The organism is Ensifer sp. NPDC090286 (assembly GCF_044769565.1).
Lineage (GTDB): Bacteria > Pseudomonadota > Alphaproteobacteria > Rhizobiales > Rhizobiaceae > Ensifer.
On the sequence record NZ_JBIVYF010000003.1, the window covers coordinates 90515 to 102784 of the forward strand.

Genomic DNA, 12270 nt, shown 5'->3' on the forward strand with positions numbered 1-12270 from the left:
GTTTCCAGCAATTACTCGGCGGCCAGCCCCTAGCGCAGCGACGGCAACAGAACAGTAAGTCACTGATTTTGCGACAGTAATTTAGTATATTAGCAATAGTATACCGCAAGTCGTCTAGTTTAGAAGGTGATCATAAGGCAGAAATTTACTTGGCTCTGCGGTGTTGGAGGCATCCGCGGGCCCTTCAGCCAAGACTGAACCGGTGGAGACCGATATGGCCAAATACAGACGCAGCCTGCCGCTCTTGAAGGGTGGACTGTTCCTGAGTGACGGTGGCATCGAAACGACGCTGATCTTTCATGAAGGCATCTCCCTCCCGCATTTCGCCGCCTTCGTGCTCATTTCGACGGCGGACGGGCGGCGACGCTTGCTCGACTACTACAAGCGATACCTCGCGATCGCCCAGCAGCACGGCACCGGCTTCGTGCTCGACACGCCCACCTGGCGCGCCAGCGCCGACTGGGGCATGAAGCTCGGCTATGACGCCCCGGCCCTCGCCGAGGCCAACCAGAACGCCATCTACATGCTGGCGGAACTGCGCACCGAGTACGAACGTCCGCAAGCACCGATCGTGCTGAGCGGCGCCATCGGCCCGCGCGGAGACGGCTATCGCCTGGGCCGCATGAGCGCGGACGAGGCCGAGGATTATCACGGGCCACAGATCTCGGCCTTTGCCGCCAGCGACGCCGATATCGTCGGCGCCTATACGCTGACCAGCATCGACGAGGCGACCGGCATTGCCCGGGCGGCCCAAAGCCATGGCATGCCCTGCTCGATCGCCTTCACGGTGGAAACCAACGGCCGGCTCCCAGACGGCCGTACCCTTCAGGCCGCGATTGAAACGGTAGATGCGGAGACCGGCGGCTATCCGCACTATTACATGGTCAATTGCGCCCATCCTGATCATTTCGAGACCAGCCTCGATACAGGGAGCGCCTGGGCGCAGCGCATTGCCGGTATCCGCGCCAACGCCTCCAGGATGAGCCATGCCGAGCTCGACAACAGCGAGACCCTGGATGCCGGGGATCCCCTCGACCTCGGCCAGCGTTATCGGACACTGACGACCCATTTGCCACGACTGCGCATCCTTGGCGGCTGCTGCGGCACCGACCATCGCCACATCGCGGCAATCTGCGAGGCCTGCCTTCCACCGACGGCGCTCAGCGCCTGAGGCGCGGGGCCTCGCCCTCCCCGGCCCTCTCGCAAGCAATTGCGGGAGGGCGCCTTCTCGTCGCGACCCTCGCGAAAGCCACATCGCTCGTGTAGACTTGAGCGGAAAGGACGGCAGCCGGACATCCCGGCAAGAGCCGTTGACCGCATCGTCATGAATTACGCTCCCCCGTCGCCCACCGGAAATGCCGAAGCCTTTGCCTTCGACAACAGCTACGCGCGCCTGCCACAGCAGTTCTTCGCGCGTGTTGCGCCGACACCCGTCGCAGAGCCTTGGCTGATCAAGCTCAACAGGCCGTTGGCAGAGGAGCTCGGGCTGGACGTGGCGACGCTCGAGCGCGAGGGCGCCGAGATCTTTTCGGGCAACCGTCTTCCCGCCGGTGCCGATCCGCTCGCCATGGCCTATGCCGGCCATCAGTTCGGTACCTTCGTGCCGCAACTCGGCGACGGCCGGGCGATCCTCCTTGGCGAGGTGATCGACCGCAACGGAAAGCGGCGCGACATCCAGCTGAAGGGGCCGGGCCAGACACCCTTCTCACGGCGCGGCGACGGGCGCGCGGCACTCGGCCCCGTGTTGCGCGAGTATATCGTCAGCGAGGCGATGTACGCGCTCGGCATTCCGACGACACGGGCGCTTGCCGCCGTCGTCACCGGACAGCCGGTCTACCGCGAGCAGATCCTGCCGGGCGCAATCGTCACGCGGGTTGCGGCAAGCCATATGCGCGTCGGCACCTTCCAATTCTTCGCAGCGCGCGGCGACATGGAATCGGTGAAGGTGCTTGCCGACTACGCGATCGATCGCCACTACCCCGAGGTCAAGGACGCTGAACGACCCTATCTCGCCTTCTACAAGGCGGTGACCGCGCGCCAGGCGGAGCTGATCGCACGCTGGCTGCATGTCGGCTTCATCCATGGCGTGATGAACACGGACAACATGACGATCTCGGGCGAGACGATCGACTTCGGCCCCTGCGCCTTCCTCGACGCCTACGATCCGAAGAAGGTGTTTTCCTCTATCGACCAGGTCGGTCGCTACGCCTATGCGAGCCAGCCGGCGATCGGGCAATGGAACCTGGCGCGCCTGGCTGAAACGCTGGTGCCGCTGTTCGACGACAACCAGGATACGGCGGTGGAACTGGCCAACGATGCGCTCGGCGAATACGGCGCGATCTTCCAGCGCCACTGGCTGGACGGCATGCGGCGCAAGATCGGATTGGCCATGAGCGAAGAGGGCGACCTCGACCTGCTGCAGGCGCTGCTGACGGCCATGCATCAGGGAGAGGCGGATTTCACCCTCACATTCCGGCGGCTGTGCGACAGCGCCCGCGACCCGGCCGCCGACGCCTTGCTCGCCTCGACCTTTACCTCAGCCGAGGCAATCGGGCCGTGGCTGCAGGACTGGCGTCAGCGTCTCGGCCGCGAGCAGGCGACGCCGGATGAACGCACGACCGCCATGAAGGCGGTCAACCCGGCCTATATTCCGCGCAACCACCGGATCGAAGAGGCGATCGCCGCCGCGACCGAGGATGCGGACTTTTCGCTCTTCGAGGCCCTGGTCGAAGTGACCGCCAACCCCTATGCCGACCAGCCGCAGTTTGCCCGTTACCAGGCTCCGCCGAGCCCGCAAGAGGAAGTCCAGCGCACCTTCTGTGGCACGTAGGGGCCGTGGGGGGGCGCCATGCGGGAATGCGGCACGCCATGCCTGTGCTCCCGCAGTCCCTGGGCATCCGCTGCCAGGCAGATTCACCCAATCCTTCTATGCCGCTGTTTTTACGCGGAGACTTTCGGCTGATCGCTCTCGGACGACGCGCTATTCGCAGCGGTTCAACGCGCGTGGCTCACGCTCGGCCGTCCCTCGCTTGAGCGCAAGCTTATTGCGGGCATGCGAAAATTTCCGCGTTGCGGAATGTGGCTATTGAAAGGCAGAGGTGGCGCGTTAGGTGCTAGAAGGACAGGCGCTCAGCGCCTTGCCTGACCGGGCGGCCGCGACATGCGCGCGACCGCCGCCTCGAAACCCACCTGTCTCACGCGGTCCGGCGAGGACCGCCGCAATGGAAAGGTGCCACGGCACCGTTCTTCGATGCGGGAGTTCCCATCATGCTCGTACTGACGGCCATCGTCTTTGCTCTCATCGGCCTCGCGCTTGGCGGCGGCGGCGCCAAGTTGCTCATGCTTGGCGGCAGCCCCTACTACCTCGCAATCGGCATCGGCTTCCTGCTGACGGCGGTGCTCTTGTTCACGCGGAGATCGGCGGCGATCTGGCTCTATGCGCTCATGATCCTCGGCTCGCTCGGCTGGGCGATCTCGGAGGTGGGGTTCGACTGGTGGCAGCTCGGCCCGCGCGGCGGCGTCCTCGTGCTTCTGGGGCTCTGGCTGCTTCTGCCTGCCGTGCGCCGGCCGCTCGGCTTCGAGAGCCCGACGGGCGAGCGTTATGCGGCAAGCGCCTGGCCGTTGGCCTTTGCGGTGCTGGTGTCGGTCGGTGTCGCGGGATACGCGATCATGCAGGACCCGCACGATATCCGCGGCGACCTGCCAAGCGATGTCGTCGCGGAAAATCCGCCGCTCGGCGGCTCGGTACCGCCAGACGAATGGCACCAGTACGGGCGCACCGCCTACGGCCAGCGCTATTCGCCGCTCGATCAGATCACGCCTGACAATGTCGCGGGGCTGAGGGTCGCCTGGCAGTACCAGACCGGCGACGTCAAACGCCCCGACGACGTGGGGGAGACCACCTATCAGGTAACGCCGCTCAAGATCAAAGACACGCTCTATGCCTGCACGCCGCACAACTGGGCGATCGCGCTCGATGCGGCAACCGGCGAAGAGAAGTGGAAATATGACAGCAACTCCGGCATGAACCCGGACCGCCAGCACCAGACCTGCCGGGGCGTTACCTATTGGGCCGACCCGGCTGCAGCCCCAGGCAGCCCCTGCGCCGAACGCGTGTATCTCCCAACTTCGGATGCGCGCCTGATTGCGCTCGATGCCGCGACGGGCTCGGTCTGCACCAGCTTTGCCGACAACGGCGTGCTGCATCTCGAAACGGGGATGAAATACAATCCGGCCGGCTACTATTACTCGACGTCGCCGCCGGTTGCCGTCGGCGGCAAGCTCATCATCGGCGGTGCGGTCAATGACAACTATTCCACCCAGGAACAGTCCGGCGTCATCCGCGCTTTCGACATCAACACCGGTGCACTGATCTGGAACTGGGACAGCGGCAATCCTGACGTGACGACACCGCTTCCAGAGGGGCAAACCTACACGACAAACTCGCCGAACAGTTGGTCGGTGATGAGCTATGACGAGGGCCTCGGCCTCGTCTACGTTCCCATGGGCAACCAGGTGCCCGACCAGCTCGGCATGGGCCGCAGCGAGCACGTCGAAAAGTACTCGTCCTCGATCGTCGCGCTCGACATCAACTCCGGCGCGGTGCGCTGGGTGCGCCAGACCGTGCATCACGATCTCTGGGACATGGACGTGCCGGCCCAGCCGGCGCTGCTCGACATCACCAAGGAAGACGGCACCGTCGTGCCGGCGCTGGTGGGCCCGACGAAACAGGGCGACATCTACGTGCTCGACCGCAGGAGCGGCGAGCCGATTATCCCGGTCGAAGAGGTCCAGGCGCCGGGCGGCGCGATCCCCGAGGACTTCACCGCCCCGACCCAGCCGGTCTCGGGCCTCACCTTCATGCCGGCGCCGCTGCAGGAAAAGGACATGTGGGGCGTCACGCTGTTCGACCAGCTTGCCTGCCGCATCGCGTTCCGGTCGCTGAAATACGAGGGCCGCTACACGCCGCCGTCGATCGAAGGCACGCTCGTCTATCCCGGCAACTTCGGCACCTTCAACTGGGGTTCCGTGGCGATCGATCCGGAGCGGCAGGTGATGTTCGGCATGCCGACCTATCTCGCCTTCACCTCGCGGCTCGTTCCGCGCGACCAGGTTCCGCCCAAGGGCCAGGACGAGAAAGGGTCCGAACAGGGCCTCAACCGCAATGACGGTGCGCCCTATGGCGTCTTCATGGGGCCGTTCCTCGGACCGCTCGGCATTCCCTGTCAGGCGCCGCCATGGGGTTACGTCGCTGGCGCCGATCTCAGGACCGGCAAGATCGCCTACAAGCACAAGAACGGCACGGTCGAGGACATGACGCCGCTGCCGCTGCCGTTCAAGGTGGGCGTTCCCGGCATCGGCGGGCCGATGATCACCAAGGGCGGCGTCGCCTTCCTGGGTGCCGCGGTCGACGATTACCTGCGCGCCTATGACCTGACGACCGGGCGTCAGCTCTGGGAAGCGCGCTTGCCCGCCGGCGGCCAATCGACACCGATGAGCTATGCGGTCGGCGACAAGCAGTATGTGCTGATCGTCGCCGGCGGCCACGGCTCGGTCGGCACCAGGCCGGGTGACTACATCATCGCCTACACCCTGCCCTGAGGCGCGAGAGGACATCCCTAATTCTCGCTAGAAGGTTGCAACGGCAAGCTCCGCGCAAGCCCGCGACAGCAGCTTCCCCCGGACGACAGATTCCGGGGGATTCCCATGAAGATCGACAACAGCATCTCGAGCTACTACTTCTCCCAGCGCCGCCAGCAGGGGGGCACCATCGCGCCGATCGAAGAGAGCGGCAGTGATGCGCGCCCACGCCAGGCCCCGACGATCGCGCCGCCTTCGACCTCGAACGCCCTTTCCAGCGCGCTGTGGATGACAGCGACCCGGGATGGCGAGAGCACGGCTTCGATTTCCGCCAAGGAAGGCCCGGCGGCTCCGGACGGTTCGGTCGGCGACGAGTTTCTGAACGAAGCGAAGAAGAGCCTCGTCGAGAGAATCCGCGAACAGGTCCTCAAGGCAATGGGCCTCACCGAAGGTGATCTCAAGGAGATGCCGCCTGAGCAGCGGCAAGCCGCCGAAGAAGAAATCCGCAAGGCTGTCGAGCGCGCAATGGGTGTCGAGCAACAGCGCGACACGGCGACGGCCGATATCGCCAATGGCGGCGGCGACATCCTCTGACTGGGCCGCTTGGGCCACTTGTGCCGATCGGCTTGTCTCGTTCGGACAATCGATGATATCCAGTGATCTCCAGAGAGGACCGAGTTCCATGCGCCTGATCCGTTAGCGACGTTCACCGGCAGAAAACGACCGACGCCACGGCCGCCTTTCGGCGGTTTTTGGCATGGCTTTTTCCGGCCGCCTGAACGCCTGACATGGATATGACCGTTCACCGGCCGTCGCTAGGATCATCCTCATGACCACCAAAGACGGATTTGTTTCCGAAGCCGGCAGCCTTCGCGCCGGCCCCTTCGACCTCAGCTATCGGATCGAAGGCAGCGGCATGCCGCTGCTCGTCATCGGCAGCGCCACCTACTACCCGCGCACCTTCTCCCAAGCGCTTCGAGAGAGGTTGCAGCTAGTCTTCATCGACCATCGCGGCTTCGCGCCGGCGCGGACCGACTATGCCGCGGTCGACATCGGTTTCGAGACGGTGCTCGACGACATCGAGCGGATGCGCGCGCATCTGGGTCTAGAACGCTTCCCCATTCTCGGCCATTCCGGCCATGGCTACATGGCGCTCGAATATGCCAAGCGGCATCCGGAGAGGGTCAGCCACGTGATCATGGTCGGCACCGGCCCGAGCCATTCGGCCCGCCACATGGCGCTCGCCGATCGGATCTGGGAAGAAACCGTGTCGCCTGCGCGAAAGGCGATCTTCGAACGGGAGATGGCCAAGCTTGGCGACGACATCGCCGCACGGCCTGAGGCGCGCTTCAAAGCCCTGCTGATTCGGCTCGGTGCGAAAAGCTGGCATCAACCGGACTTCGACGCAGCGCCGCTTTGGCGCGATGTCACGGTCAACAATGCGGTGTTCGACCATCTCTGGGGCGAGGTCTTTCGCGACATCGATATCCGAAAGGGTTTGAACAGCCTGGCGACGCCGGTGCTGCTTGCGCTCGGCCGCTCGGACTATCTCGTCGCTCCTGCCTTCAGCTGGGATGAATATCGGACGGACTTCAGAGACCTGACGGTGCGGCTCTTCGAGGAGAGCGGGCATACGCCGCAGCTGGAAGAAAGCGATCTCTTCGACGAAGCCCTGCTCTCGTTCCTCGAAAACCACCGCGGCTAGACCACGCCGGCTCGCAGTGTCCAGCATTCGGAGGGGCCGGGACCGGCCCCTCCTCCTCCTCCTTGCCATTGACACAGGGTTAGGCTCAACTATCTAATGCTCCAGAAGCTATAGGTTTGAGGCGAACATGTATTCCATCGGCGATCTCTCCCGGCGCACCGGCGTCAAAATCCCGACGATCCGCTATTACGAGCAGATGGGGCTGATAGCGGCACCGGAGCGTTCCGAAGGCAACCAGCGGCGCTACGAGAAAAGCGAGCTTGAGCGGCTGGCCTTCATCCGCCATGCGCGCGACCTCGGCCTGTCGATCGATTCGATCAAGGATCTGCTCGCCCTCAGCCAGCATCCGGAGCGCCCCTGCGGCGAAGCCGACCGCATCGCCAGCGAGCACCTCACGACGGTCCGCGAGAAGATCGCGCGGCTGAAGAAGCTGGAGCAGGAACTGGAACGCATCGTCGCCTGCGACGGCAACCATACCGTCGGCGACTGCTACGTGATCCGGGCGCTCGCCGACCATTCCATGTGCGAGAGCGAACACTGAGGCGGCAGCTTAATTAGTCGCCTTGAAAAATCCCCGTTGACAAAAGTGCGAAAACAAACAATCTAGCGCCCATGATCAAGAACGCACCCATTTGCCGCGTGTATTTTTGGCTGTTCCGATAGGAGCGGCCTGCTGATCATATTCAACAAGGCCGCCATCAGGCGGCTTTTGTTTTTACGGCTCCTGATGGCGAGAAAACCCGAGGAGCCGAGACATGCTACAGACCGCCATCCCTACCCTTCATGCGACCCCGGCGACACGCCCGCCGATGGTGACGATCCGCTCAGCCAAGCTGCGCGACCTGCCGGAACTGCGCGACATGATCGCGGAGCTTTCCGCCCATCACGGCGACGCCGCCCCGATCACGCCGGAACAGCTTGAACGCGATCTCTTCGGTCGCATGCCCTGGATCACGGCGCTCGTCGCCGAGGCCGGCAACCGCCTGATCGGCTACGCGATCCTGGTACCGATCTACCGGGCAGCCGAAGGCGCGCGCGGCATGGAGCTGCATCACCTCTTCGTTCGCCCGGAAAACCGCGGCACCGGCATCGGCCGCCACCTGGTTGCCAAGGCGCGCGAGCAGGCGAAGATGGCCGGCTGCGACTTCCTTTCGGTCAGCGCCGCCACGGGTAACTTCCAGGCACACCATTTCTACGAATCCGAACGCTTCGTCCCTCGCCCGGTGACCGGCATGCGTTATATGCAGAAGCTTGGCTGAGGAGCTGCCGATGCGTCTTGCAATCGTCCTGTGCGAAGGCTTCGCCGATTGGGAATGTGCGCTGTTGATGGCGGCGGCGCGCACCCATCTCGGCGTCGACATCGAGGTTGCCACCGTCGATGGCGCGCGCGTCACCTCGATGGGTGGCCTCGACGTTTCGGCGCATCTCTCGGTCGATGCCCTCGATCCGGCCGGCTTCGACGGGCTGGTGATCTGCGGCGGCGCCATCTGGGACACGAACGAGGCGCCCGATCTCTCCTCGACGATCCGCGCCTTCGATCGCAACAAGCGTGTGGTCGCAGCCATTTGCGGCGGCGTCCATGCTCTTGCGACATGCGGCCTTCTCGACCGCATCGACCACACCGGCAACAGCGCCGAAAGCCTTGCAGCGCTGACCGGCTATCGTGGTGCTTCGCACTATCGCGATCAGCCGCAGGCGATGCGTAGCGGCCATGTCGTCACCGCCGCCGGCACGGCGCCGATCAGCTTTACCGGCGAGATCCTGCATGGCCTTGGCCTCGGCTCACCCGAGCTCGACGGCTTTCTCGCACTTTACGGGCGGGAGCATCAGCCCGACGACAGCGGCAGCATCGGGTAAGCCGCTTTCCGTTTCGGGGCGGAAAGCGGCCTCTCTTCTGTTTGAAAACTGCCTAGAGCCAGTTGGCGATCTGAGCGAGCGGCTTTTTCACCTTGCCGGCGACCGGTACGGTCGCATCCGGGGCGGGATAGCCCACCACCAGGATCAGGAACGGTTTTTCACTGTCCGGCCGGCCGCAGATCTCGTTGAGGAAGTTCATCGGCGCCGGCGTATGGGTGAGTGTCGCAACGCCCGCGTGATGCAGCGCCGTGATCAGGATGCCGGTGGCGATGCCGACGCTTTCGTTGATGTAGTAGTTCTTCTTCAGGTCCCCCGGATTGGGGCCGCCGCGCTTCTGCGAGAAGACGACGATCAGGTAGGGAGCGGTCTCAAGGAAGGGTTTGTCTTCGTCGGTGCCGAGCGGCGCCAGCGCATCGAGCCACTCCTGCGGGGCCTTGTCCCGATAGAAGATGCGCTCCTCCTCTTCCGCCGCGTGGCGCACCTCGGCCTTGATCCGGGCGCTCTCGATGACGGTGAAATGCCAAGGCTGATGGTTGGCACCGCTCGGTGCCGTGCCGGCCGCCTTCAGACAGGTTTCGATGACCTCGCGCGGCACCGGGCGATCGCTGAAATAGCGCGTGGTCCGGCGGCGGTTAACCTCCTCATAGAAGTCCGCGGCGCGCGCCACCATCTCCTCGGGGCTGCGTTCGATCCACTGGTCGTAGGGCGCGGTTTCGTGTGGGCGCATTCAGTCTCCTCCTCTTTGCGAAGCGGAGTTGAGCGCGCCTTGCCTCTCAGATCAAGGCCTTACAGCGACGGTACCGCCTTCAGGTAGGCGGCGATCGCCTCGCGATCGGCCGGCGTCAGTTTCGCCATGTTCTTCTGCACTTCCACCATGGAGCCGCCGACGGAATCGAACTCCGGCGTGAAACCCGTCTCCAGATAGGAGGCGATATCCGAGGCGCTCCAGCTGCCGATGCTCTTGGATCCGGGCGTGATATCGGGGATACGGCCCTCGCCTTCCGGGTTCGGCGCGCCGGCGAGCCACTGGTCCGGCTCGAAGCCGCCGAGCGCATTCCTCGGCGTGTGGCATTCGCCGCAATGGCCGGGCCCCTCGACGAGGTATTGCCCACGGGCGAGCTTCGGGTCGTTCGCGTCCACCGCGGCGCGTGGCTTGTCGGTCAGGAACAGCAATTTCCAGCCACCCAACGCGATCCGCAAGTTGTAGGGGAACGGCAGTTCGTGCGGCGGCGCCACCTCCGCGCTCTTCGGCAGCGTCTTCATGAAGCCCCAGAGGTCGTTGACGTCCTTGGCCGTCATGCGCGCATAGGAGCCATAGGGAAACGACGGATAGAGATGCTCGCCATTGCGCCCCACCCCACGGGTCATCGCGTTGCCAAACTCCGCGAGCGTCCAGGCGCCGATGCCGGCGGTTTCGTCCGACGAGATGTTCGGCGCGTGGAAGGTGCCGAACGGGCTCTTCAGAGGTGCGCCACCGGAAAGCACCAGACGCGCGTCGCCTTCCGCACCCTTGCCGGCATGACAGCTGACGCAGCCGCCGGCCCAGAAGACCTGTTCGCCATTGGCAAGATCCGGCTCGCCCAGCCCCTCCCAATGGGAGGCGCTCCAGGGTGCCGGCTTCGTCAGCCACCAGAAGGCGGCACCGCCGACGACGCCCAGCACAACAAGACCCGAAACCAGCTTTCTCGCCCGACGACCCATAGTCTCCCCTCATACCCTGCCGAAAACAGCGTGCTCAATACGAATGGAGGCACGCGGCGGGACGTCGCGTGCCTCCTCATTCAGCCGGATAGGACGTTGCCGCCTATCAATTCTTCTTCAGGCGGTAGCTCTCATGACAGCTGCCGCAGTCCTTGCCGATGCCGCCGAGGGCCGCGCCAACGGCTGCCTGGTCGGCCGGGAGCTGTGCCAGCACCGCTCCGGCATCCGTCCCGAGCTTGGCGGCCTTGGCCTTGAAGTCGTCCATGTTTTCCCAGATCTTCGGGCTTGCCTCAGTCTCATGGCCCGTTTCCGAGCCGGCCGGGAAATGGTCCGGGAAGGTCTTCATCGTTTCGCTGATCGTCGTCAGCGACGCTTTGACCACCTCGGCGTCATAGGGCTTTTCGCCCTTGGCGATGCCGGCAAGCGCGCCGGTCGCGGCACCCACCTTCTTCATCGCCTGCTGGCGAACCACCTGCGGCTCGTCAGCTGCGGTCACGGCAGTAACACCCAGGCCCGCGAGAGCGGCAGCCAACATGAGTGCGCGTATTTTCATCAGGATCTCCCGGTCAATGAAATCTATTCGGCGAATCTGCCTGCCTGGCCTTCATGCCCAATGCGCCGGCATGATGTCATTTTGAGTATTCGACGGAAGTAACATTTATTTGATGCTCTTGTTAGGACAAGGGAATTTCCGCCGATCGGCGCAATTCCGGGATCTCCACGAACCCGTCAATAACATGACTTTAATATTCATGTTTATACTTGCAGAAACCGGGGCGGCATCACCGCGCCGACCAACCCTGCCACACGGTGAAGGCGGCGACCAGAACGAGCACGGCCCCGGCGGCCCGGCCGATCCACACGGTCGTCTCGGGGCTGCCGACCAGAAAGTCCCGGCCGCGGCCTGCAGCAAGGGCAAGACCGCCATAGACGGCGAGCTGCGTCGCAGCGATCATCGCCGCCATGACCAGGGCCTGCGACCAGATCGGCCCGAACTGCGGCTTGAGGAACTGCGGATAGACCGCCAGCATGAAGAGATAGGCCTTGGGGTTCATCAGGCTCGTCAGCGCGCCCTGGCGGAAGCTCGCCCAGCGCGAGAGCTTGCCTGAGCCTTCGATACCACCGATGGTAATCGAGCTTTTGATCAGGGAAAAACCGATCCAGGCGATGTAGGCGGCACCGGCGACGAGTAGCACGTTGAAGAGGCCGGGCACCAGATGCAGGATGACGCTGACGCCGAGTGCTGCATAAAGCGTATGCAGCACGCCGCCCGCCATGATGCCGGCGGTTGCAGACAGGCCGGAGGCCCGCCCACCCGTCAGCGAGTTGGCCAGGACGAAGACCATGTCCATGCCCGGCACGATGATGATGCCGAACAGAAGGGTGAAGAAGAGCCAGAGATTTTCCGTGTAGGTCATGTCAGTTGT

Annotated in this window: 12 protein-coding genes; 8 read left to right on the forward strand and 4 right to left on the reverse strand. The window is 64.2% G+C overall.

What is annotated here, in order from left to right; genetic code table 11:
• Positions 1-214 precede the first annotated feature (214 nt).
• The 8 genes from ACIQUG_RS15670 to ACIQUG_RS15705 all read left to right on the forward strand — a co-directional run bounded on the left by ACIQUG_RS15670 (position 215) and on the right by ACIQUG_RS15705 (position 9142).
• Positions 215-1171 (forward strand): homocysteine S-methyltransferase family protein, encoded by a 957-nt coding sequence (locus tag ACIQUG_RS15670; protein WP_402323100.1) that lies wholly within the window; start codon positions 215-217, stop codon positions 1169-1171.
• Between the two features lie 153 nt (positions 1172-1324).
• On the forward strand, positions 1325-2830 hold the full coding sequence (locus ACIQUG_RS15675) for a YdiU family protein (protein WP_402323101.1): 1506 nt from the start codon (positions 1325-1327) through the stop codon (positions 2828-2830).
• Between the two features lie 434 nt (positions 2831-3264).
• A complete protein-coding gene (locus ACIQUG_RS15680; protein WP_402323728.1) occupies positions 3265-5601 on the forward strand; it encodes a glucose/quinate/shikimate family membrane-bound PQQ-dependent dehydrogenase in 2337 nt (778 codons plus the stop codon).
• A gap of 105 nt (positions 5602-5706) precedes the next feature.
• Complete coding sequence (locus ACIQUG_RS15685; RefSeq protein WP_402323102.1) at positions 5707-6174, forward strand: hypothetical protein; 468 nt, start codon at positions 5707-5709, stop codon at positions 6172-6174.
• A gap of 235 nt (positions 6175-6409) precedes the next feature.
• The gene (locus ACIQUG_RS15690) at positions 6410-7285 is read left to right on the forward strand and encodes an alpha/beta fold hydrolase (RefSeq protein WP_402323103.1); all 876 of its coding nucleotides are present in this window, start codon (positions 6410-6412) and stop codon (positions 7283-7285) included.
• A 127-nt stretch (positions 7286-7412) separates the two neighbouring features.
• Complete coding sequence (locus ACIQUG_RS15695) at positions 7413-7826, forward strand: helix-turn-helix domain-containing protein (RefSeq protein WP_043610910.1); 414 nt, start codon at positions 7413-7415, stop codon at positions 7824-7826.
• A 214-nt stretch (positions 7827-8040) separates the two neighbouring features.
• Positions 8041-8544 carry a GNAT family N-acetyltransferase gene (locus ACIQUG_RS15700; RefSeq protein ID WP_402323104.1) on the forward strand — a complete coding sequence of 168 codons (504 nt, stop codon included), beginning with the start codon at positions 8041-8043 and terminating at the stop codon, positions 8542-8544.
• Between the two features lie 10 nt (positions 8545-8554).
• Positions 8555-9142 carry a DJ-1/PfpI family protein gene (locus ACIQUG_RS15705; RefSeq protein WP_402323105.1) on the forward strand — a complete coding sequence of 196 codons (588 nt, stop codon included), beginning with the start codon at positions 8555-8557 and terminating at the stop codon, positions 9140-9142.
• Between the two features lie 52 nt (positions 9143-9194).
• On the opposite strand, the gene ACIQUG_RS15710 is transcribed toward ACIQUG_RS15705, so the two are convergent.
• From ACIQUG_RS15710 to ACIQUG_RS15725, 4 genes are all read right to left on the reverse strand, one after another.
• The gene (locus ACIQUG_RS15710) at positions 9195-9869 is read right to left on the reverse strand and encodes a nitroreductase family protein (protein WP_402323106.1); all 675 of its coding nucleotides are present in this window, start codon (positions 9867-9869) and stop codon (positions 9195-9197) included.
• A 59-nt stretch (positions 9870-9928) separates the two neighbouring features.
• Complete coding sequence (locus tag ACIQUG_RS15715) at positions 9929-10843, reverse strand: c-type cytochrome (protein WP_402323107.1); 915 nt, start codon at positions 10841-10843, stop codon at positions 9929-9931.
• Positions 10844-10949: 106 nt separating this feature from the next.
• Positions 10950-11396 carry a cytochrome c gene (locus ACIQUG_RS15720; protein WP_043610920.1) on the reverse strand — a complete coding sequence of 149 codons (447 nt, stop codon included), beginning with the start codon at positions 11394-11396 and terminating at the stop codon, positions 10950-10952.
• A gap of 229 nt (positions 11397-11625) precedes the next feature.
• Positions 11626-12261, reverse strand: coding sequence for a LysE family translocator (locus tag ACIQUG_RS15725; protein ID WP_402323108.1), 636 nt, complete (start codon positions 12259-12261; stop codon positions 11626-11628).
• Between the last annotated feature and the right edge of the window lie 9 nt (positions 12262-12270).